Source organism: Myxacorys chilensis (assembly GCF_059505265.1).
On the sequence record NZ_JCACKG010000225.1, the window covers coordinates 1 to 21,398 of the forward strand.

Sequence of the window (21,398 nt, forward strand, 5' to 3'; positions counted from 1 at the left end):
AGCCTGGTTCACGCATTGCTGCTACTGTACCTGACTAGATCGAAAAAGGCTGTAAACTCTAATTTGCTAGTTCTTAAACCACTAATGGTTCCCGCTTCAATATTTTCAAACACTTTCGGTAAAGGTGGAGCCGGATCAACTACAAGATCGGTAATGTGACCATAAATTGTTGAAGTCGAAGCATTAGGCGCACGAGACAAAACAAGTAACGGCGTAATTCCTGCTTTTGGTAGCCGAATTACGTTGTAGCCGAGACCGTTTAAATGATTAATTGCTTGATCTTTGCAAGGCGGCATTTTTCAGCACTCCTGATCAGTAGTATGAAAGAAACTCTAAATCCAAAGTTGGCTACTCTCTCAATATCAAAGAATTAATTAAAGATTGGAGATGCCAAGTTTAACTAAGCGTAAACGTGGTGAAGAAATTTATTGAAAAAGCATCGCTTCTAAAGAAAATCGCTAACTTTTGTATTTAGATTTGTCAAACAATCAAAAATAGAATATAAAGTTGAAAACGCTTATTTGTAATCAAAAGCGTCTCGCGACTATCCAGATTAAGTTAACGCTGAAAGATACAAAAATGAAACGTTGGATACTCACATTTCTCATTCCACTAGCAATGCTTCAGCCTTCAGCGTTAGCGCAAACCAATGAGGGAGACAACAACCGTCCTGCCCAACCGCAACCCGCCCTCACGACACCTGCTGTTGCACCACCAACGTTAACGCTACTAAAGCGAACCGGGCAAATTCAACTTCAATTAGTGAATTGTACGTGGGACTGCCCTCTAGCTAGTCTTCTGCTTCCACAAAGTGTCATTACTGACCATACCGAACTCTATTTCGATAATTCTGCCCTAACACCTGTCAACGTTGTCAGTTCAGCCGTAATTATTGAAGGCAATCTGACAAATTATCAACTGCCAAGTCAACCGCCTCTTTGTTCACAGTCGAGTCAACTACCTTGTGCTGCGATCGCGCTGTCAGAAAACTCTAAAGTGCTGCCCGCAAACCAAATTAGCAGTCTAAATCTGACCTTCAATCGCTCCAAAATGCCTCCTGATCAGTACACTGGAGCCGTCTATCTCACATTAGCCGACCAGCGAAACCGTCTCATTCTACCAATTGACTTGAGTGTGAGGAGTGGTCCGCTCATGCCGTTGCTCGTCTTACTGTTTGGCATTGTTCTCGGTCGGCTGATTAAATATATGGAAAAGCGAGGCGAGCCGCAAGCCTTAGCACTTCAGGAAATGAATCGCCTTGAAGCAGACGTTGCAGCGGCGAATCCTGAAGATCAAAAAATACTGGTAGGAATGATTGCTAAAACGCGAAAGCAAGTGTTTCGAGAACAGCTTGAACCTGCTACAGCCAACGCCACAGCGATCAGAAATCGTTTAGATGTTTTAACTAAATTACGATTCATTGAAACAGGTTTGGAAGAACGAGTTGAACCTTTGCCAGATGATGTGATTGAAGACGCGATCGCAACCATTGCTCAAGCGCGATCGCGAATTGCTCAAGAAGACGATGGTAAAGCAAAGGAATTGCTCGATCAAGTGAGCGAGTTGCTCGATACAGTTGGTATCCGAGGCGGCGAAGAGTCAGAAATTAGTGAAACCGTCAGACAGGCTTCAGCAAATTTAGAGCAGAACCTCAAAAATCCACCCGTTTTGATCAAAGAGCCGAGCGGATGGGAGCGTTTCCGACAATTCTTGATCACGCTGTCTGGCGTGTCAGATCAGATTCGGGCGGAAGCCACCTACTGGGTTGTGCGCCCTGTGCTTTCGCTCATTCTATTAGCAGGTTTATCGCTTGTTGGTCTCAACACGCTTTATGTGCAAAACGGAGCGACGTTTGGAGCAAGACCCTTCCCCGATTATCTAGGGTTAATTCTTTGGGGCTTAAGTGCAGATGTTGCTAGTCGAAGTTTGAGTAGTTTACAAGGTCAGAAAGAGTAGTTCGGTGACTCTCTACCCGCCAGTTTTCGATGAGTAAATCTTTTGACCAAACGGACAGAGATCGAGAACAATACAGCGATCGCACGCTGGTTTTTGATAATAACAACAGCGCTGCCCGTGCAGCATTAGCACTTCGTGGTTGTCGTAAACCTGTTGAGCATCCCACTCAGTAGGCAGTTGCGATTCGAGAATGGCATGAGACGGCCCGACGGCAACGCTAGCAGGAATGAGACCTAAACGACACGCAACGCGATGATGATGACTATCGACAGGTAGGGCACGACGCCGTAAGCAGCTAAATGAAAGAACGGCGGCACTCGTTTTTGGTCCAACACCGGGAAGGGCTTCTAGCCATGCTCTAGCTTCAATTTCAGTCATATCCGCCAGAAAGTCTAGAGAAAACGGAGCAGTAGGGTGATCACGGCTGAGGAGATCGCTAATTAATTTCAAAACCTGTTGAATTCGCGGCGCTTTCTGATCTGCCCAGGTTGCCCGCGCGATCGCGGCTTCAACGTCTTTTACAGGTGCATCTCGAACCGCTTCCCAAGTTTCAAACTGTTCTCGCAGTTGAGCAAAGGCATGGGCAGAATCAGCGTTGCGAGTCCGATGAGAAAGCAGCGCAGACACTAATTCACTCAGCGGATCAAGATCGTGAAAATAGGCGATCGGGCACCCATATTCTTGGCAAAGTCGGTCGTGAATTTGAATCAACTTCTGCTGAAGTTCTGGTGTCACTGTGAGTGGTACCAGTTTTCTCACACCCATAGCTGTAGATCAAACGAAACGCAAAGACCCTTTAGTTGTAGGGCTATAGACTCTATGATTCATCCCTCTTAGATTGGAGATTAGATGGTAGAGAAGATTAGAGCGAGACTTTCCTCAACTTGTGTAGGATCTGCCGAGTCCAAGATTGCCTAATCCTCGGCGGTAGGCGATCGAGGTTTGATCTGCCCCAATGTGAAACTCTGCACACAGATCGAGCGGCAAATCCTCCGGGTACTGCGCCTCTACCACTTCCTTGTCTTCAGCAAAGATCTGATGGTTGAATTCGTACACTGGCTCTAGCGGCATGTCTTGATCAAAGTTGCGGCAAATAGGACAAAACACCCGTGTCTTGCGGGCAGAAACGGGAGAGGCCGCGTTGAGGATACAAAGCCGTCCGTCGTTTGGAAAATGAACCGTGAGCCGAGCGGTAAACGGAAAAAAGACTTCAAACACACGCAGCCATTGAAAGTCAGCAGGCGCTAAATCTTGCAACCCTTTGGGAAAGTTGCTGACGGTACTGAGGTATCGGGCACAAATCCCGGTTGCGGTCTGCTCCACCTCATAGCGGGGAACCAGCGGATTGTTGCGATCGCCAAACGACTCGGCATGAACCCAGGCAAAGTGAGCCACGTCCAGAAAGCCTTCCATCTGTCGCCCTGAGGCTGCATCGAGATCAACAGCACTGGGCAGAATTTGCTGATAATGCGGGTCATTCCACTCGTGAAACTCAGGCAAGGGAGGTTCACCTCCCGCGAGAGAAGTCCAAATCAAGCCATAGGCTTCTTTAACGGGATACGTTTTGAGACAAAGTTTTGCGGAAATGCTGGCCGCTGGATCGGCTGGAATCAGCACACAGCGACCGTCTGCCGCGTAGTGAAAGCCGTGATACTTACACACCAGTTGATCGTCGCTCAGGTGCCCCATACTGAGGGGAACGCCGCGATGCAGACACAGATCATTTGCCACTGATACACCCGCCGAGGTTCGCCAAATGACTAAGCGCTGGTCGAGCAACGTTGCTGCGATCGGCTGCTCGTTGACCTCACGGCTAAATGCGATCGGATACCAAAACGGAGCCAGGGCATCCCAATCGGATGGGGCAAAGGTACACCCTCTAGGATAGGTCGCTTTTTGAACGGTGTTAACCATATGTGTATGACGGCTGACGACTAGAACACGCACGGACAGCAACATGTAGGCTATACAATATCAGGCGTGAGTGGCGCGATCGCAGTTACCTTTGCTACTGAACCGTAAACTTTAATTTGGACGAGCCTCTGTAAAGCGATCAACGGTGTACCAATTCACCCGCAATATAAACGGCATGAATGGTGCGATCGTCACCTAACATCATCATGCCAAACACTTTTTCCGCCAGTTCTTCTTGCAATTCCGTCTCTGTTGAGCCTTGTGCTAATCGGGTAGATAAACCTCCCGTGCGAGTTGCCATGATCGACGTTGCTTGTAAGTCTAGGACTACAAAATCTGCCTCTTTGCCCGGATCGAAGTTACCCAGCTTGTCTTCTAACGAAAGCGCTCTTGCCCCTCCGAGCGTGGCTAAGAATAATGCTTTGAAGGCGGAGAGAGATTCAGTCTGAAGCTGGGCTACTTTGTAGGCTTCGTTTAGAGTGTGCAGCATTGAGAAACTAGTTCCTCCGCCAACATCGGTTCCTAGACCAACCTTTATAGGCTGATTGAGGGACTTGGCTTTGTGCAGTTTGAACAGCCCACTGCCCAAAAATAGGTTTGAGGTTGGACAAAAGGAGAGCGCCGCTTTTGCGGCTGATAGCCGTTTGAACTCATCCTCGCTCAAGTGGATTCCATGAGCAAACACTGATTTTTCCCCAACCAGCCCAGCACGATCGTACACATCAAGATAGTCTTTACACTCAGGAAAAAGTTCGGCAACCCACTCTACTTCTTTAAGATTTTCGGAAAGATGGGTGTGCAGATAAACATCGGGAAATTCTTGCAGTAATTTTCCGGCTAAACGCAGTTGTTCATGAGTGGAAGTAATGGCAAATCGGGGCGTAATTGCATACAGTAAACGACCTTTGTTATGCCATTTTTGAATCAGTTGTTTGCTCTCTTCGTAAGCAGTTTCGGGTGTGTCAGTCAGAAAGTCAGGAGCATTTCGATCCATCAAGACCTTTCCTGAAATCATCCGCAGATTACGACGGTTCGCCTCCTCAAAAAAAGCATCAACTGATTGAGGATGAACGGTCGCAAATACTAGAGCAGTGGTGGTTCCATTCTTTAGCAATTCATCTAAAAATAGGGAAGCAATGGTTTGAGCATAAGCTTTATCTCGAAACTTTCGTTCTGTTGGAAAGGTATATTTATTGAGCCACTCTAGAAGCTGTTCTCCATAAGCAGCAATCATTTCGGATTGCGGGTAGTGAATATGAGTATCAATAAATCCCGGCATAATCAGCTTGCCAGGATACGTTACGATTTCAACTTCAGAATATTTGGCTTGAAGATCAGCATACGATCCAAAGTCTGCGATCGCACCATTCTCCACAATCAGCAATCCATCAGGAATATAGCGCACACTCTCGGCATCAGACACATAAAATGGGTCGTTCGCAAAATCAAGAAAAGCGCCTCGAATTGCCTGAGATGACGGATTGCTTGTTGACAGCATAGGCTTACCAAAAATCAATTACAGCTACTTCTTGTTTAAAGCGATTTCACTAACGAAATGGAGCGATTGATTCAAAATTGTGAATCAATTGATTCTCTCAATAAGTAATGAAAAGAACAATCAAATTTTTATTAAAAAAATAGAATAAGGGGCTACAAGCGACTTCTAAATTTCATTAATGTAGGGATCATACTCAAATCCGGAGCGCCAACAAATGAGTTCATTCGATTCCGAGCGTCCCCCCAGCGATCCGTCTTACACCCGTTGGCAAGCCGCGATCGCTCGTTACTTCAGATTTGGCTATTACAACACCAATTTTCGCACCGAGATTATAGCGGGCATCACTACGTTTATGACGATGGGATACATCCTAGTCGTCAATCCGATCATTCTCTCAAATGCAATCTTTCTTCAAACATCGGGCGATTTGTTCGCTCAGCTTGCGGTTGCAACTGCGATCGCGGCGGCGGTCGGTACATTTTGCATGGGCATGTTTGCCAACTACCCGTTTGGACTCGCTCCTGGCATGGGCACAAATGCCTTTTTCGCCTTCTCTGTCGTAATCGGACTCAAAATTGATTGGCGACTTGCGCTGTCCTGCGTGTTCGTTCAAGGAATTGTATTCATCATTCTGACGTTCACCGACGTTCGGCGGTTGCTGATCAAGGCGATTCCTGTTTCCCTCAAACACGCTACAGCCGGGGGAATTGGGTTATTCATTGCTTATATCGGATTGTCGGGCGATGTCACCACAGGCGGGGCGGGACTGATTGTTGCCAATGATGCAACAAAGACAGCGTTTGGAACCTTCGCTCAGCCGAATACTCTACTGGCAGCAGTAGGACTCTTGATTACAGGGGCATTGGTAGTGCGACGAGTCAGAGGGGCGCTGTTGTTGGGAATTTTGATCACAGCGGGGCTTGCCTGGCTCTTGGGAGTTGCATCCATGCCGACCGAATGGTTTGCCTTTCCAGAACTGCCAAAAGATATTGTCGGACACGCGATCGGGGGGCTATCTCGCCTGAATGGGCAGAACTTTATCGACTGGTTAGCTGTTCTGTTTGTGTTTCTGTTTGTGGACATTTTTGACACGATTGGCACGCTCACTGGCGTCGGAATGCGAGCAGGATATATCGGGGCTGATGGCGAGTTACCGAGAGCAAATAGAGCGCTGATGGCAGACGCCGTGGCAACCACCATAAGTCCATTAGTTGGAACGTCTAGCGTAACGACCTATGTTGAATCTGTAGCCGGGGTTGTTGAGGGAGGACGGACGGGATTTACCGCGATCGTCATTGCTGCATTATTTACGATCGCGCTATTCTTCATTCCGATCTTCAAAGCGATTCCTGCTTTTGCAACCACTCCTACATTGGTAATTGTGGGAGCCATGATGTTAGCAGAGGTGAGAGAAATTCGTTGGGATGACATGGCAGAGACAATCTCAGCGTTTCTCACGGTTTTTATGATCCCGCTCACCTACTCGATCGCAGAAGGATTAGCGATCGGCTTCATCACGTATCCAATCTTAAAGACGTTTCAAGGCAAGGCGCGGGAAGTTCCGATCGCCACTTGGATCATTGCGGGTATCTTTATTGCTCGGTTCGTTTTTATGACCTTACGCTTTGGTCGCGGTTAGGGAGCCTGTAGGCAGAGCAATCCTTCAGAACCTGGCAATATCGATCGCATCACAAGTTATCTATCCTAAAAACCGCTTCAGTTGTTTATACACTTCATCATCATTCCGCTTACCCACTAGGATGACTTCTACCAAGTCTTCCTCAGCATCAAAGCGATAAACAATTCGATATTCGCCACTGTCCACGCGGTAATATCCTCGATATCCGATTAACTCTTTGCTGTCTGCGGGTCGCGGATCGATATTAAGTGCCAATACTTTTTTAGCAATTTGGGCAACAATTTTCGGCTGTAATCTTTTTAGAAAATCGAGAACAGTTTCAAGACCATCTAGCTTTGCCATTCTACAAATCGCTACTATCCAAACTCGCTAAACGTTGAAGCTCGGCTGTAAACGTCTCTACACCTACCATTTGAGAATTTTTGAGCGCCGTTTCTGCCAGTTGACCCAATGCACGATCTTCTAAAGCCGTTAGTTTATCGAGCAACTGCTGGTAATTCTGAGCTGACATGATGACATAGCCCGGTTTAGATTCTTCCGTCAGCAGAATTGGCTCAACGGTAGCTTTCTCTAAAACTTCGTCTTGCAATCCACGAACTTCTCTCAGGGAATAGCTTTGCATGATGTTACAAACCTGAATGTTCTTTAAGTATTGTACTTGGGTGGTTGAAGCGATCGCACCTAATTGCCACCCAAGTACACTGACTGAAGTCACCGAATCTTGAGAATGAGTGCAAATCTGAACTTAGCTAATGGGAATTTTGAGCGTATAGGCTCAACTAATGCATAAAATTATGGCTTGGCTTCCAGGCAAGAAATTGCAGAACGGCAAATACATTATTAAGCGCAAACTAGGGGAAGGTGGCTTCGGCGTAACCTATCTTGCTCAAGATCTGGTTAAACAAAAAGTCGTAATAAAGACATTAAATAGCGAAATACAGCATCATCGCAATTTCGTTAAATTTCAGCAAGATTTCCTGAATGAAGCGCTACGACTTGCCAAGTGCAGCCATTCCAACATAGTTCAAATTCATGAAGTAATTCAGGAAGAAAACTTATGGTGCATGGTTATGGAGTATATCGATGGTGAAGACTTAGCCAATGTGTTAGTAAGCCGAGGTACTCTATCAGAGCTAGAAGCACTTCATTATATCAAGCAGGTTGCTGATGCATTGATATCTATTCATAGTCGCCAACCACCAGTTTTGCATCGCGATGTGAAGCCGCAAAACATTGTGATACGTTCCAAAGAACGGAACGCTGTTTTAATTGATTTTGGAATAGCCCGCGAATTTATCCCTAACTTGACTCAACAAACTCAAACCCAATTGCTTACAGAAGGTTTTGCTCCTCTAGAGCAATATGAAGAACGCGCAGAACGAGGAGCTTTCACAGACGTTTACGCTCTAGCAGCAACACTCTATACTCTTCTAACTGGAGAAGTTCCTGCTTGTGCGATTGAAAGGGAAAGAGTTTTACTAAAACGTAAAGTCGATCCTCTAAAGTTACCACAACAAATCAATCCAAACATTACTAGTCAAGTTAGCCGAGCTATTGTGAAAGGTATGGCACTGGAGGTAATAGACCGTCCTCAAACAGTGCGTGAATGGTTAAATATGCTAATAAGTGAAAAGCAGCTAAACGAAGTAGCACAAGAAGAGAAATCATATGAATTAAACAACCAAATTAAATTAGAGGATGCATGGCTAGATACACTTGTAAGTAGAGAGCAGTCATACAAAGCAACACAAGAGAAGAAAGAGCAGCTAAATGTAGCGCAAGAAGAGAAAGTATCTTATGAGGTAGATTACCAAACTGAGTTAGAGGATATCGAGAAAGAAAAATACGCAGAAAACCAATATCAATTTGGATTAGAGAATGCTAAAAGAGCGAGATACATAGAGGCTATTAATAACTTTGATCTTGCGCTAAATATTGCTCCTTTTTTCACTAAAGCGTATAAGTTCAGAGGTATTGCTAAATCTAGAATTGGCGACTGTTCGAGAGCAATTAAAGACTTAACCAAAGCTGCTGAAGTTTACGAATTGCAAGAGAAATTTGACAATCAAAAGATGCTGCTGGCTCAGATTCAAATCTTGAAGCAGCTTGAAAAACTAACTGACCTAGAAACAAGTTCCGAATGGATATCTGAAACTGGAATAGATTACAGCAGTTTGCAGAAATTATTAGCGGCGGCTAATTGGAAGGCTGCTGATTTTGAAACACTAGACATTATGCTTGGTATTGCTAATCGAGATTACTGGCTCACAGCAGAAAACGTCAGCAATTTTCCGTCCCGTCACTTGCTAATCATTAATCACCTATGGGCCAAACACAGCTACGGAAAATTTGGTTTCAGTGTCCAGAAACGGATTTGGCAGAGTCTTGGAGGTAACTTAAATGCTGATTTTGAGACCAGACAAAAATTCAATAGACATGTTGGCTGGAGTTTGGAGAGTCTTGTAGATTATGAATTTCCATTGCAGCTTGAAAAATTAGTACTTGGTAGAGCGTTACCAGGACAGTTCCCTTTCTTAGTGAGCCGAGGATGTGATACTTCAAGAGACTGGTTCCTGAAATATCTCTTATCACACCCAGCCTTGTAATCTGAGTTTTTTCAGCGTTATTTTTACAACAAGTCGCCGATTGATGAACACCAGCGTTGAATCTTTGACATTCAATCAGGATTGTTCTTTAAAACAAAGCCCTCGATCGCATCATATGTGATCGAGGGCTTCAAACTATTCGCTTAACTCAAATTAGCGAAGACCACTTGTAACAGATGAAGGAGACAGATCCGACCAAGATTGCTTCACCAAGTCTTGATCCGCCTGAACGCTACCGAGGTAGTTACCCGCAGGCAACGACGGGAAGCGCTTGTAGGGCACAACATCCTCACCAAAGTAGCGATCGTACTCCGCACTGTTCACCATCACGTTTACCGCAGCCTTCAGACCTTGACCCGCTAGAATCTTGTTGTACTCACGGATCTCAGACTGAGTTGCCGGGGCACGACCGAGCAAGTGACGGAACAAGAACTCAATCACCTTCGTATTCGGATACGGCGCATAGAAGCGACGGACATAGATCTCCGAACCAGCTAATGTCTTAACAAACTCGCGAACCGAGATGTCGCCATTGCGGAGCTTACTTTCAAGATCCGATCGCTTGAACTGATCGGGAACTTGACCGCTAAACACATCCATCACCTGGCAGTAGATCGCGTTGATCACCAGTTCGCTTTCGCCCTGACCCATGCCCGGATTCATTCGGTAAATGCGAGCAGGCTTACGGCGAGTTGTGCCAACTCCAACCTCAACCGACTGACCCCCGCCGTTCGCGTGCGATCGACCCAATTCAATAAAGAGCGGCTTGCTCTTATCAATTTGTCGCGCTTGCGCCGCAATATTTTGCATTGCCAACGCCGTCATCGGCATCTTCGCCGCATCCATGCGAGATTTGGTCGGGGCAAAGCTTGGAACTTCAAGCTTCTTATCTTGCTTGGTCAGCTTGTTATACAAGGTTTGCGAGTTCGGGAAGTTTGCCGCAGGCAAGGTCAAGAAGCGGTTGTATGGAACCGTATCTTCCCCAAAGGTTTCGCCGTATTCTGCGCTCGAAACCATTGTATTGATGAAGCCCTTCAGACCTTGAGTTGCCAAAATCTGGTTGTACTTGCGAATCTCCTGCTGATCGAGCGGCGCACGACCTAAGAAGTGCTTCGTACCGAGTTCAATCACCTTGGTATTCGGATACGGTGTGTAGAACTCCTTGATGTACAGGCTAGACGAGCCAAGCGCTTCGATGAATTCCTTCAGGCTGATTTCGCCGTTACCGAGTCGGCTCTCCAACACGCTGAACTCATTCTGAGCGACGTAGGGTGCAATATCCCGCTCAAAGACTTGGCGATACGCTGCACCAATCACAACCTTGAGGTTCGACTTGTCGCTCACTTGCGTCAGCTTGAAGACCTTCGTTTGTTCGCGCTTCTTGCTCACGCCCTGATTGACGCGGAACTGAATGTCAGGTTCAGTTCGCATGTTGCTCACTGCACCAAGTTCCACGAAGCGTGGGGTCTCTTCGCGATCGATGCGCATTCCGGTATCAGCGATCGAGCCAACGCGACTATTTCTTAATGAAACTCCACCCGGAGTCAGGTAGCGCTCGTAAGGCACGACATCTTCATTAAAGGTTTCGTTATATTCAGCGCTATCGACAATGGCATCGATCAGCGCATAGAAGCCTTTCTTCGAGCAGACATCGAAGTACTTGTTGATTTCCTGACGACCGTAGGTAGGACGACCGAGCAACCGGCGGTGGATGTACTCTACGGCCTTAGTCACGTAGAGTTTTTCCCAGTACAGGCTGCGGAAGAGGTTCGACTTCGCAAGGCGACGGACAAACTCACGCACGGTGATTTCACCGTTTTCAAGCTTAATTTCATCGACCTTGAGCCGCTGACCATCATATACGGCGCGTCCAAACACTTGCAGGTACGCCCCCCGGATCACCGCTTGAGTCGAACTTTCCGAGAATTTAACGCTAACGCCTTTCGAGTCTCCGCCACGCTTTGCGAAGCTGCCCGTGAAGCTAGGAACTTGGTCTAGCTTAAACACTTTAGGACCGAGCGTTCCTGGAGAAACGCCGCGTGCTTCTGGATTGCTCAACTGGTTGTTGATTCCCGGACCGCGATTGATCAAAATCCGGCGGGTATCTTTACCAAATGGCGCAGGGCGAGTGCTGGGGTTCTTGGTTTCTTTCGGGAAGATTGCACCAAACTGAATTTCGAGCGGATCGTTGCCGGAGCCATACACGTGCTGATCGGGCAACGGACGATCGTAGGACGCAAAGGTCGTGATGAATTGAGGAACCTTGCGGAAGGGCGCACTGTAGTTAAACAGGTCTTGTTGCGGACCCCAGTTGCGACATTCTTGAGCTTCCTGACCCAGACCACGGAGGTAGGGAACCGTTTCTTCCCCAAAATAATCGCTGTACTCCTGAGAATCGACCAAGGCATCAACGAGCGCGTTGAGACCACCTGCCGAGACGATCGAGAAGTAGTTCTGCACTTCTTCGCGCGAGGACGGGCCGCGACCGAGAATGTGACGGAATGCCAACTCTAAAGCACGGCTGTTAATGTACGGCTCAAAGAAATTCTTCCGGTAAAGCGGCGACTTAGCAAGGCGGCGGATGAATTCTTTCATCGAGATCGTGCCTTGCTTCACCTTCGACTCGAGATCCGAGACGCCGAGCGAGTAAGCACGAGTAATATCTCGCTCAAACACCTGACGATAAGCTGCCTTCACGACATCATTCTTCTCGGTACTCGACAGACCGGGCTTCATTGCATATTTCGGACGGCGCTCGGCAGCATTGAAGTAGATTTGCGGCAGTTGCAGACCTTGCAGGTCAGGAGAAGTGCGCGGACGCAGCTTATCAGAGGGCGTCGGCGCTTTGAACTCGCTGATTAGCACGTCAAAATATTGACTGACGATCGTGGCGGCTTCTTCGTCATTGCGGAAGTAGCTCATCGACGCCACTTTCATCTCTTGCAGGGCAACGACCGTTGCGTCTCCAGAGCAGGCGTTTTCGATGATTTCGCGCAAACCACGCGTGTTGACAGCAATGATATTGGGATCTCCCGCTACGATCGCATAGGTCGTGTAGCGCAAGAACCAACTCATGTCTCGCAGCGACTTGGCCATGTTGCTCGGACCATAGCGCGATACGTTGATCGCCCGGAACCCGGGAGGAATGGCCCCAGCGCTAGGTGTCAGGAAGAAATTCCGAATGCCACCAAATAAGCCGCCCCCAGACCCTTCTGCATAGGTTACAGTTCCGAGCTTCATGCCCTCCTCGGTGTTCATCGTTTTGCCTGCCATCGACTTCACAGGCTCTTCTTGTGGCTTTTCTAAAAAGGCCATTGGGGAACCTCCCGTGAAGATGCGATTTGCCGCACGAGACACGATTAGTTCGGCTTTTTGCGTCAGCAATTCAGCAATGCCTAGACGCTTGGCTCCAGACCCGAAATAGCGCGTTAGTTCATCTAACTCACCTCTCTGGAGGAAACGGTCTTGCTGTTCAGCTTGCGAAATTGTTGCGACGGGGACTGTTTGGTATAGTTGCGGGCGTGCAACCGAGCTTCCACCACTTGCCTTAACACTCATTAGATTCCTAAAGCTCCCATTACGGATCGTTACTGTGTTAAATCTGACCAGCATGTCACCTGGCACTGTCGTTTTTTGCTAAATCACCATTCGCGAACAGCGTCAGCTTAAAAAAGTTAGTGGTAAACAAGTACTCAGGCGCGACCAGTTCACTCTTAGAGTAAAACGATTCGGTGTCCAACACTCGATTATTAACAAGTGTGTAGAAAACCTGCGTTTCACTGCCTAAATCATCATAAAAGAAGAGAAAATCTATATGAGAATAAATATAAGTTTTGTAACAATAGATGTAACAAAGTAATCGCTTGTCCGTAGTTGCGGCTAAGCGTAGGGAAAATTGAAAAATGGTGTTGTAATCCTTACTGACTGCCGATGCATTCTAGTTTAGGAGAGGATTGATGGCGAGAAACAAGAGATGTAAGCCTTTGCTCAATCATGTTTGTCCGATCTGCTGCATTCTGCCGCCCCACATGAACGATCAGATTGTTCTGAATGGGGATTCAACGCAAAAAGAATGGGCGCTGCAAAGTATTCGGGCGTCGGAGCAGTTTCGGGAGCGGCGGACGATCGTAGGGGCACTCAACCTTAATGCGGCATTTAACCTGGCAACTGTAGGAGAGAAGCGTCGCACTATCTTTGACGCGAGTACAGGAACCGATCTGCCTGGAAAGCGAGTCCGCGGAGAAGGCGATCCGCCAACGGGAGATGTAATGGTAGATGAAGCCTACGATGGATCAGGCGCAACCTACGACTTTTTCTACGACATCTTCGAGCGCAACTCAATCGATGGCTTGGGAATGCGCCTAGATTCTACGGTGCATTTTGATCAGAAGTATGACAACGCTTTCTGGAATGGAAGCCAGATGGTTTATGGTGATGGCGACGGAGAGTTGTTCAATCGCTTTACAATCTCGATTGATATTATTGGGCACGAACTCACTCACGGCGTTACGCAACACGAAGCTGGATTAGTCTATAAGGGGCAACCAGGCGCGTTAAATGAATCTATGTCCGATGTGTTTGGCAGCTTGATCAAGCAGCGTACTTTGAATCAGACTGCCGAGGAAGCGGATTGGCTTATCGGTGCAGGACTCTTAACTGACAAGGTAGACGGCACAGCGCTGCGATCAATGAAAGCGCCCGGAACCGCTTACGACGATAAAGTGTTGGGCAAAGATCCTCAGCCTGCGGACATGAGCAAAATTTATACCGGAAAAGCAGATAATGAAGGCGTTCATATCAACTCTGGAATTCCGAATCGCGCCTTTTATCTGGCTGCTAGCGAGATGGGCGGCTATGCTTGGGAGAAAGCCGGAAAAATTTGGTACATCGCGCTGTGCGATCGGCTGCGATCGCAATCTAACTTCAAACGTGCTGCCAACCTGACGGTAACGATCGCAGGTGAGTTGTACGGACCCGACAGCGCTGAAAAGAAAGCCGTTGAAAAGGCTTGGAAGACAGTCGGAGTAGTTTAGTAGAGTTTGAACTGAGATGAAGACACTAGGATGAAAACACTGGGATGAAAACATGAGAAAAGCAGTGTTATGCGCTATTGTTGCGGTACTTCTACTTGTTTCTTGTTCATCCCTTCATTCGTCTATGCGTGTCACCTTTGAGCGGAGTGGTGGATTTGCTGGGTTAATCGTGACAACTTCAGTAGACACGGCAACTTTACCTGCTACTGAAACCGAGCACCTCCAGCAGCTTGTTCAGTCGGCAAACTTTTTTGGATTGCCCGCCGAGATCCCGGCTGCTGCACAACCGGATCGATTTCAGTATGAGATTACGGTTGAAGATGGCAACCAGCATCATACGGTAAGAGTCGGAGAGGCAAGTGTTCCTGAATCGTTGCGTCCGTTGTTGAACTGGTGCATGGAAAAAGCGAGGGGCAGTTAGTAGAATACCCTCTCGCTGGGAGAGGGCAGTTTAGGAAACCCAAGATTTATTAGGTTTTACGACGCCAGTCCGACTAATTTGGCGCTCAAGTCCCACATTTTCTTCGCTTTGTTGTCGTCACTCGCTTCATCAGACACTTCCTGCACAAATGACTGACGCCCTTGCTTCTGGCGATTGCCCCAACTCCAATACACACCAGACGTGTTGTACTCAGGATTGGCAACCACTTCTGCTACGCGATCGCCCGCTAATTCTTCAGAAACATATCCGCCCGTGATGTTCTTTTGAAACCACGGAAAAATCTTCTGGAACAACGGGTAGCTGTTGCGGAACAGCGCTGTTGTCGCGACGCATCCCGGATAGAGAGAACTGAAGGTGATGCCCGTTGAGTCGTGATACCGACGGTGCAACTCCCGCATCGTCAGCACGTTACACAGCTTACTGTCTTTGTAAGCTTTGCCTGCTTTAAACGTCTTGCCGTCAATCATAGCGATCGGCGCTTTAAAGCCTGCCTCAAAACCTTTGAGATCGCCTAGGTCGGGAGGTGCAGGAATCGGAATCTTACCGCCCAACTCTTTCGGATTGGCAGTTACAGTACCCAAAATAATCAGCCTCGGCTCTTGAGCGCCAGACTTTTGCAAGTCCTCTAGCATGAGGTTACACAAGAGAAAATGTCCAAGATGATTGGTTGCAACGCTTAATTCATATCCATCGACGCTGTATAACGGTTCTTTTAATAACGGCATGTATACGGCAGCATTGCACACTAAAACATCTAGAGGTTTACCGCTTTCTCTAAAATTTTTTACAAACTGCCTAACACTCGTTAAGCTAGCGAGATCGAGATGCATAATCGTGTAGCTGTCGGGCGACATCCCAAGCGCTTGAACGGCTTTCTCCGTTTTCGGAAGATCTCGACATGCCATGATCACATGCCATTGCCCCGTCTGCGAAAGCGCTCTTGCGGCTTGCAAACCAACGCCTGATGATGCGCCTGTAATAACAACCGTTGACTTTCGATCCTGTTCCATGCTGCCTAAACTCCAACAATAAGCGCAAGTGATTACCTTTAGGATCTCATACCGTGGGTGAGTCGAGGGACGCGATTCTGAATGAAAGATTTCTAGATTTGTGCATCCAATTAGCCGCGATCGCCGTACTAGAAATGTTCACAACTATTCCCAGTTTGCCGTTTGTGTTCAATAATGTGACTACCCTCTTGAGCGCGTTACGTTGGCGTTTCATTTGAGTTTCACTATTGTGCATCATGCAGTTTGAGTCATCTAATAGCCCCGATAGTTCCTCTCAACAAACTGATACGGAACTCTACCGTTTGTTGAAGGCTGGACAGGCGGATGTTTTAGGAATTCTCTATGATCGTCATGTAGGACTAGTCTATGGAACGGCAATCAAAATTTTGACTGATCCTCAAGAGGCGGAGGACTTGACTCAAGACATTTTTTTAATGCTGGCTAAAAGATGTTCCTATGATCCGGAGCGCGGGTCACTAAGAACGTTTCTTGCGATTTTGACGCGCTCGCGCTCGATTGACCGGCTGCGATCGCGCACTAGCTCTCGCGAATCCTTGAGACGATGGCAGACTAACCAATCTCCGGAGGGTGGGGTCGATTCTCCTTCAGAGTATGCCTCTCAACTCGAACAGTCTCGGGAGGTACAAGCCGCTCTCGCTCAGCTTTCTAGCGATCAGCAGCAAATTTTGCGATTGGCTTACTACGAGGGGCTGAGTCAGTCTCAGATTGCTGAGCAACTCAACTTGCCTTTGGGCACAGTAAAAACCAGAGCCCGGCGGGGGCTAATTAAGCTGCGCCAAACGCTCACAGATTACACGAGGTAAGCATTTACTATGGCTGGGTCGCTGCCGTCAGAAGAAATAGAGCTACTAGTTGCAGGCTATGTGTTGGGAGATTTGGATGCTGAAGAGGCAGAAGAATTTCAGCGGCTCTTGGCAACCGATCCTGCGATCGCGCAAGCCGTCGCGCAAATGCAAGATGGGCTAGAACTCTCCTTTGCGCCGTCCGAGGTTGCGCCGCCTGCTCACCTGCGTGATACCATTCTCAATGCCAATCGGGCTTCCCATGCCAGTCGGGTTTCGGCTGCTCCGAGTCTGTTCTCTACCCGTCAATTCCCGATTCGGCTCAGACAAATCTTAGAACTTCTGGCAGCAGGGCTAATTATTGCTCTAGCAATCAATAACTATCAGTTGCGACAATCTCAACAGGCGTCTCAAAGTCTAGTCCCGTCTCAGAATAGATTGACTTACGCCCTGCGCAGCACGACTCCGGATCTGTCAGCCGTCGCTACGGTTGCGGTCGATTCCGACAGTTTAGAAGGAACGCTAACGGCGAAGAATTTGCCTCCTTTACCTCCAGGGAAGGTCTATGCCCTGTGGACCGTTCTGAAGCCAGGAGCGCCTTTCACCACCGACCCGCAAAATGCGATTTTAACGAATGTGTTTCAAGTTGATGCTCAAGGCAATGCCGCTCAAGCGCTTACTGTGTGTGATGTTCATCGTTCTAGAGAATGGGTTGCCGCCGTTGCTGTCACAGTAGAGGATGCTGCTGCGCCTCAAAAGCACCAGAATAAGCCCATCCTAGTGGCAGCTTTATAAAATTTGTCGATCCGCAAGGCTTCCCAAACCGCGTTAGCTTAGAGAGGATGGTTTGACGGAGTTTACAAGCATGGATCAGCCACTACAAGTTGTGGTGATCGGAGGTGGAGCGGCAGGATTTTTTGGCGCAATTGCGTGTGCCAACTCCAATCCTCAAGCTCATGTCACCATTTTAGAAGCTGGGCGTCAGTTCCTCTCGAAGGTTTTAATTTCAGGTGGCGGACGTTGCAATGTGACGCACGCCTGCTTTGAGCCAGCCTTGCTTGTACAAAATTATCCGAGGGGCGGAAAAGCGTTAAGAGGGGCATTCTCGCAATTTCAAGCGCAGCATACGGTGGACTGGTTCCGCGATCGCGGCGTTGCCCTCAAGACCGAAGCTGACGGACGGATGTTTCCCGTGACTGATGATGCCCGTACGGTTGCTACCTGCTTGCTCGACCAAGCCAAATTGTTAGGCCTCACTCTCCGACTTGGTGCGGCAGTAAAGTCAGTTGTAAAAAAAGATGATGGCTTCAAACTAGAGTTACGTTCAGGTGAAATCCTCAGCGCCGATCGCGTTCTGATTGCCACAGGCAGCAATCTAAACGGACATCAGTTTGCGCAAGCGCTAGGACATACGGTTGAACCACTTGTTCCATCGCTGTTCACCTTTAACGTGGTGGATGAGCGCTTGCGAGATCTTGCAGGCGTAGCGGTTGATCCAGTTCGATTGCGGTTGCAAACAGAGGACAGCAAAACGAAGCTAGAGCAGACTGGAGCGTTGTTGGTAACCCACTGGGGCTTAAGCGGCCCGGCAGTGCTAAAACTGTCGGCTTGGAGTGCAAGATTTCTGCATCAGCATCAGTACCGAGCTACATTGCAGATTAATTGGTTGCCGCAGCACAACCCTGAAACGTTGCGACAAGAGCTAACGGCAGTGAGAAACCAAATTTCGAGAAAAACGATCGCGGCAAATTGTCCGGTGATGATTCCTCGCCGTCTGTGGGAGAAACTCGTTGCCAATATTGGCATTGATCCCGAAATGCGTTGGGCAGAACTTTCTAATAAAACAATGACCGCCTTGATTGGAGAACTTACGCAGGGCAGCTATGCGATCGCGGGCAAAGGCGTCTTCAAAGAAGAATTTGTAACCTGTGGCGGCGTTAGTTTGAAGGAAGTCAGCTTCAAAACAATGGAAAGCCGATGCTGCTCTGGACTTTATTTCGCAGGAGAAGTATTAGATATCGATGGGGTAACGGGTGGATTTAACTTCCAAAGCGCGTGGACGACAGGTTGGTTAGCGGGACAAGCCATGAGTCAGTAGCTAAAAAACGGCTTGCTAACATTGCTGTGCGCTTTAATGCTCAAAAGCGCTGCTCAGAATGATTTTGCTATGCTCGAAATGGTGGAGTACTTTATTCAAAAACTAAAAAGCGGGCAGCGAGAATCGAACTCGCATCAATAGCTTGGAAGGCTATGGTTTTACCACTAAACTATGCCCGCGAACGTTTTGCATTTCGCTGTTTGCCATAATAACACAGTTTATTACTGCATTCCTACCCCCGCAACCTTGCTGCTTGAATACTCGTACTGCCTTCTGATGTTTTGACTTTACCTACATCTCCATTCTGACTGTATCATTTCTAAATTAATTCGCTAAAATGGCAGTCAGTGAGAGCAATTGTTTTGCTTGTCACTAAATTTCATGAAATTCAGTCGTTTCATGAGAAGTGGGTGTCCCCCACTTTTTTTATTTGGAGGGTAATTTGTCGATGGCTCATCCTTTAATTCCCCAAATTCTGGATCTAGCTGCTCCGGTAGCTCAGTCATTGGGCTTAGAAGTGGTGACAGCCGTATTTCATACCCATCAGAGTCCGCCTGTTTTGCGGGTTGATGTGCGGAATCAAGAGGACGATACGGGACTGGAAGATTGCGAACAGATGAGTCGCGCTCTAGAAGCAGCTTTGGATGAGTCCAATCTGATTCCTGATGCTTATGTTTTAGAGGTTTCAAGCCCTGGAATTCCAAACTCGCTGACAACTGACCGAGAATTTACCTCATTTAGAGGGTTTCCAGTCATCGTTACGACCTCTGAGCCGTTCAATCACCGAGCCGAATGGAGCGGCAATTTAGTGCGCCGAGACGAGGATGCAGTTCACATCAACTTAAAAGGACGCTCGATCGCAATTCCTCGTTCTTTAGTGAAAACGGTTCACTTGGCTGATGGCGAAGAGTAACTCTTTCTAACAACTCAATACTTCTAACAACTCAATACTACGGAGATTAATTTTATGTCAATGGTCGCTTTGCCCGGACTCAAAGACATGATCGATGGCATTAGTCGCGATCGCAACCTGCCTAAGCTATCGGTTCAAGCTGCCCTGCGTGAGGCGTTGATCAAAGGCTACGAGCGCTTCCGTCGGACTCAGAAGATGGATAGCAATCTGTTTGATGAAACCTATTTTGATAACTTCGAGGTTGAGCTAGACATCGAAGAAGAAGGTTTTCGCGTGTTGGCAACGAAAACGATCGTCGATGAAGTTCAAAATCTAGATCACGAGATCGGGCTAAAAGAAGTTCAGGAAGTTGCAGCTGAAGCTCAAACTGGAGATACGGTTGTGCTAGATGTTACACCCGATCAAGGCGAGTTTGGGCGGATGGCCGCCATTCAAACCAAACAAGTCTTGGCTCAAAAACTGCGGGATCAACAGCGCAAATTAGTGCAAGAAGAATTTCAAGATTTGGAAGGCACTATTCTTCAGGCGAGAGTATTACGCTTCGAGCGGCAGTCCGTGATCATGGCGGTCAACAGTGGCTTTGGTCAGCCCGAAGTTGAGGCAGAACTGCTCAAGCGGGATCAACTTCCTAATGATAACTATCGGGCGAACGCTACGTTCCGAGTGTATCTCAAGAAAGTGAGTGAAGGCTCTCATCGCGGCCCTCAGCTTTTAGTGTCTAGAGCGGACGCAGGCTTGGTCGTCTACCTATTCGAGAACGAAGTTCCTGAAATCCAGGATGATATTGTGCGAATCGTAGCGGTGGCGCGAGAAGCCAATCCTCCATCTCGCTATGTCGGTCCTCGCACCAAAATTGCGGTAGATACCTTAGAGCGAGATGTCGATCCCGTAGGAGCTTGTATTGGGGCACGCGGTTCTCGAATTCAAGCCGTGGTGAATGAATTACGGGGCGAAAAAATAGACGTGATTCGATGGTCGCCTGATCCAGCTACCTATATTTCCAATGCATTAAGTCCCGCACGCGTGGACGAGGTGCGTTTAGTTGATCCCGAAGGGCGACAAGCACATATCCTGGTTGGAGAAGATCAGCTGAGTCTTGCGATCGGTAAAGAAGGGCAAAACGTCCGACTCGCCGCACGGCTGACAGGCTGGAAGATTGATATCAAAGACACCAAGAAGTACGACGCAGAAGCAGAAGGCGAGAAGATCTCAGCCGCGATCGAAGCCCGTCGTCAGACGCAAGAAGCCTACGAAGAGGAGGAAGAATATTTGGATGAGGCTGATGAAGCGCCCGAAACTGAGCCTCAAGAACCGCTTGTGGAGGTTGCTGCTCAAGACGAATTGGAGTCAGAGTAGTGCTTCATTAGGCAAAGGGTGAGGGACGCCTACGGTGACACTTCGCAAACAGGGAGAAAACTAGTCTTGATTACTTTTTTCATCCCTTCTCGCGGTTCCTACAGAGTTGCACTCTGCGCTAATTGCGAGG

General features: G+C 47.9%; 18 protein-coding genes and 1 tRNA gene. 10 read left to right on the forward strand and 9 right to left on the reverse strand.

Features of this window, described 5'->3' with window-relative positions; all coding sequences use genetic code 11:
- Nucleotides 1–8: 8 nt before the first annotated feature.
- Entirely contained in the window at nucleotides 9–296 is a 288-nt protein-coding gene (locus tag AC5JLB_RS22615) for a hypothetical protein (RefSeq protein ID WP_495876082.1), read from the reverse strand.
- Between the two features lie 283 nt (nucleotides 297–579).
- Between AC5JLB_RS22615 and AC5JLB_RS22620 the strand changes: the two genes are divergently transcribed.
- Nucleotides 580–1,956, forward strand: coding sequence for a hypothetical protein (locus AC5JLB_RS22620; RefSeq protein ID WP_495876083.1), 1,377 nt, complete (start codon nucleotides 580–582; stop codon nucleotides 1,954–1,956).
- A 12-nt stretch (nucleotides 1,957–1,968) separates the two neighbouring features.
- On the opposite strand, the gene AC5JLB_RS22625 is transcribed toward AC5JLB_RS22620, so the two are convergent.
- From AC5JLB_RS22625 to guaD, 3 genes are all read right to left on the reverse strand, one after another.
- Nucleotides 1,969–2,715: an endonuclease III domain-containing protein gene (locus AC5JLB_RS22625; RefSeq protein WP_495876084.1), complete on the reverse strand. Its 747-nt coding sequence runs from the start codon at nucleotides 2,713–2,715 to the stop codon at nucleotides 1,969–1,971.
- A 120-nt stretch (nucleotides 2,716–2,835) separates the two neighbouring features.
- Nucleotides 2,836–3,870: a Rieske 2Fe-2S domain-containing protein gene (locus tag AC5JLB_RS22630; protein ID WP_495876085.1), complete on the reverse strand. Its 1,035-nt coding sequence runs from the start codon at nucleotides 3,868–3,870 to the stop codon at nucleotides 2,836–2,838.
- A 139-nt stretch (nucleotides 3,871–4,009) separates the two neighbouring features.
- The gene (gene guaD / locus AC5JLB_RS22635) at nucleotides 4,010–5,368 is read right to left on the reverse strand and encodes a guanine deaminase (RefSeq protein ID WP_495876086.1); all 1,359 of its coding nucleotides are present in this window, start codon (nucleotides 5,366–5,368) and stop codon (nucleotides 4,010–4,012) included.
- Between the two features lie 214 nt (nucleotides 5,369–5,582).
- Between guaD and AC5JLB_RS22640 the strand changes: the two genes are divergently transcribed.
- The gene (locus tag AC5JLB_RS22640) at nucleotides 5,583–7,007 is read left to right on the forward strand and encodes an NCS2 family permease (protein WP_495876087.1); all 1,425 of its coding nucleotides are present in this window, start codon (nucleotides 5,583–5,585) and stop codon (nucleotides 7,005–7,007) included.
- 60 nt (nucleotides 7,008–7,067) lie between these two features.
- On the opposite strand, the gene AC5JLB_RS22645 is transcribed toward AC5JLB_RS22640, so the two are convergent.
- Together AC5JLB_RS22645 and AC5JLB_RS22650 are read right to left on the reverse strand one after the other, a co-directional pair.
- Nucleotides 7,068–7,349, reverse strand: a complete 282-nt coding sequence (locus AC5JLB_RS22645; protein ID WP_495876088.1) for a type II toxin-antitoxin system RelE family toxin — start codon at nucleotides 7,347–7,349, stop codon at nucleotides 7,068–7,070.
- A gap of 1 nt (nucleotide 7,350) precedes the next feature.
- The gene (locus AC5JLB_RS22650) at nucleotides 7,351–7,629 is read right to left on the reverse strand and encodes a prevent-host-death protein (protein WP_495876089.1); all 279 of its coding nucleotides are present in this window, start codon (nucleotides 7,627–7,629) and stop codon (nucleotides 7,351–7,353) included.
- Nucleotides 7,630–7,801: 172 nt separating this feature from the next.
- On the opposite strand from AC5JLB_RS22650, the gene AC5JLB_RS22655 reads away from it, so the two are divergent.
- Nucleotides 7,802–9,613 carry a protein kinase domain-containing protein gene (locus AC5JLB_RS22655; protein WP_495876090.1) on the forward strand — a complete coding sequence of 604 codons (1,812 nt, stop codon included), beginning with the start codon at nucleotides 7,802–7,804 and terminating at the stop codon, nucleotides 9,611–9,613.
- Between the two features lie 153 nt (nucleotides 9,614–9,766).
- On the opposite strand, the gene AC5JLB_RS22660 is transcribed toward AC5JLB_RS22655, so the two are convergent.
- On the reverse strand, nucleotides 9,767–13,171 hold the full coding sequence (locus AC5JLB_RS22660; RefSeq protein ID WP_495876091.1) for a phycobilisome rod-core linker polypeptide: 3,405 nt from the start codon (nucleotides 13,169–13,171) through the stop codon (nucleotides 9,767–9,769).
- Nucleotides 13,172–13,641: 470 nt separating this feature from the next.
- Between AC5JLB_RS22660 and AC5JLB_RS22665 the strand changes: the two genes are divergently transcribed.
- Together AC5JLB_RS22665 and AC5JLB_RS22670 are read left to right on the forward strand one after the other, a co-directional pair.
- Complete coding sequence (locus tag AC5JLB_RS22665; protein ID WP_495876092.1) at nucleotides 13,642–14,646, forward strand: M4 family metallopeptidase; 1,005 nt, start codon at nucleotides 13,642–13,644, stop codon at nucleotides 14,644–14,646.
- A 124-nt stretch (nucleotides 14,647–14,770) separates the two neighbouring features.
- A complete protein-coding gene (locus AC5JLB_RS22670) occupies nucleotides 14,771–15,067 on the forward strand; it encodes a protealysin inhibitor emfourin (protein WP_495876093.1) in 297 nt (98 codons plus the stop codon).
- A 56-nt stretch (nucleotides 15,068–15,123) separates the two neighbouring features.
- Here the strand turns inward: AC5JLB_RS22670 and AC5JLB_RS22675 are convergent, their stop codons facing one another.
- On the reverse strand, nucleotides 15,124–16,098 hold the full coding sequence (locus AC5JLB_RS22675; RefSeq protein ID WP_495876094.1) for a protochlorophyllide reductase: 975 nt from the start codon (nucleotides 16,096–16,098) through the stop codon (nucleotides 15,124–15,126).
- Nucleotides 16,099–16,334: 236 nt separating this feature from the next.
- On the opposite strand from AC5JLB_RS22675, the gene AC5JLB_RS22680 reads away from it, so the two are divergent.
- The 3 genes from AC5JLB_RS22680 to AC5JLB_RS22690 all read left to right on the forward strand — a co-directional run bounded on the left by AC5JLB_RS22680 (nucleotide 16,335) and on the right by AC5JLB_RS22690 (nucleotide 18,999).
- Nucleotides 16,335–16,922 carry a sigma-70 family RNA polymerase sigma factor gene (locus AC5JLB_RS22680; RefSeq protein ID WP_495876095.1) on the forward strand — a complete coding sequence of 196 codons (588 nt, stop codon included), beginning with the start codon at nucleotides 16,335–16,337 and terminating at the stop codon, nucleotides 16,920–16,922.
- Nucleotides 16,923–16,931: 9 nt separating this feature from the next.
- Entirely contained in the window at nucleotides 16,932–17,696 is a 765-nt protein-coding gene (locus tag AC5JLB_RS22685) for an anti-sigma factor (protein WP_495876096.1), read from the forward strand.
- A 70-nt stretch (nucleotides 17,697–17,766) separates the two neighbouring features.
- A complete protein-coding gene (locus AC5JLB_RS22690; RefSeq protein ID WP_495876097.1) occupies nucleotides 17,767–18,999 on the forward strand; it encodes a BaiN/RdsA family NAD(P)/FAD-dependent oxidoreductase in 1,233 nt (410 codons plus the stop codon).
- A 108-nt stretch (nucleotides 19,000–19,107) separates the two neighbouring features.
- Here AC5JLB_RS22690 and AC5JLB_RS22695 read toward each other — a convergent pair.
- A tRNA-Gly gene (locus AC5JLB_RS22695) sits at nucleotides 19,108–19,178 on the reverse strand.
- 269 nt (nucleotides 19,179–19,447) lie between these two features.
- Here AC5JLB_RS22695 and rimP point away from each other — a divergent pair.
- Both rimP and nusA read left to right on the forward strand, forming a co-directional pair.
- Nucleotides 19,448–19,912 (forward strand): ribosome maturation factor RimP, encoded by a 465-nt coding sequence (rimP, locus tag AC5JLB_RS22700; RefSeq protein WP_495876098.1) that lies wholly within the window; start codon nucleotides 19,448–19,450, stop codon nucleotides 19,910–19,912.
- A 54-nt stretch (nucleotides 19,913–19,966) separates the two neighbouring features.
- Complete coding sequence (gene nusA / locus AC5JLB_RS22705) at nucleotides 19,967–21,268, forward strand: transcription termination factor NusA (protein WP_495876099.1); 1,302 nt, start codon at nucleotides 19,967–19,969, stop codon at nucleotides 21,266–21,268.
- Nucleotides 21,269–21,398: the final 130 nt, after the last annotated feature.

Bases quoted from the DNA above. Each gene is read 5' to 3' on its own strand.
- AC5JLB_RS22685 (WP_495876096.1), top strand. From the start codon at position 16,932: ATGGCTGGGTCGCTGCCGTCAGAAGAAATAGAGCTACTAGTTGCAGGC.
- guaD (WP_495876086.1), bottom strand. From the start codon at position 5,368: ATGCTGTCAACAAGCAATCCGTCATCTCAGGCAATTCGAGGCGCTTTT.
- rimP (WP_495876098.1), top strand. From the start codon at position 19,448: ATGGCTCATCCTTTAATTCCCCAAATTCTGGATCTAGCTGCTCCGGTA.
- AC5JLB_RS22615 (WP_495876082.1), bottom strand. From the start codon at position 296: ATGCCGCCTTGCAAAGATCAAGCAATTAATCATTTAAACGGTCTCGGC.
- nusA (WP_495876099.1), top strand. From the start codon at position 19,967: ATGTCAATGGTCGCTTTGCCCGGACTCAAAGACATGATCGATGGCATT.
- AC5JLB_RS22660 (WP_495876091.1), bottom strand. From the start codon at position 13,171: ATGAGTGTTAAGGCAAGTGGTGGAAGCTCGGTTGCACGCCCGCAACTA.
- AC5JLB_RS22655 (WP_495876090.1), top strand. From the start codon at position 7,802: ATGGCTTGGCTTCCAGGCAAGAAATTGCAGAACGGCAAATACATTATT.
- AC5JLB_RS22690 (WP_495876097.1), top strand. From the start codon at position 17,767: ATGGATCAGCCACTACAAGTTGTGGTGATCGGAGGTGGAGCGGCAGGA.
- AC5JLB_RS22645 (WP_495876088.1), bottom strand. From the start codon at position 7,349: ATGGCAAAGCTAGATGGTCTTGAAACTGTTCTCGATTTTCTAAAAAGA.
- AC5JLB_RS22665 (WP_495876092.1), top strand. From the start codon at position 13,642: ATGAACGATCAGATTGTTCTGAATGGGGATTCAACGCAAAAAGAATGG.
- AC5JLB_RS22650 (WP_495876089.1), bottom strand. From the start codon at position 7,629: ATGCAAAGCTATTCCCTGAGAGAAGTTCGTGGATTGCAAGACGAAGTT.
- AC5JLB_RS22630 (WP_495876085.1), bottom strand. From the start codon at position 3,870: ATGGTTAACACCGTTCAAAAAGCGACCTATCCTAGAGGGTGTACCTTT.
- AC5JLB_RS22675 (WP_495876094.1), bottom strand. From the start codon at position 16,098: ATGGAACAGGATCGAAAGTCAACGGTTGTTATTACAGGCGCATCATCA.
- AC5JLB_RS22640 (WP_495876087.1), top strand. From the start codon at position 5,583: ATGAGTTCATTCGATTCCGAGCGTCCCCCCAGCGATCCGTCTTACACC.
- AC5JLB_RS22620 (WP_495876083.1), top strand. From the start codon at position 580: ATGAAACGTTGGATACTCACATTTCTCATTCCACTAGCAATGCTTCAG.
- AC5JLB_RS22680 (WP_495876095.1), top strand. From the start codon at position 16,335: ATGCAGTTTGAGTCATCTAATAGCCCCGATAGTTCCTCTCAACAAACT.
- AC5JLB_RS22670 (WP_495876093.1), top strand. From the start codon at position 14,771: ATGCGTGTCACCTTTGAGCGGAGTGGTGGATTTGCTGGGTTAATCGTG.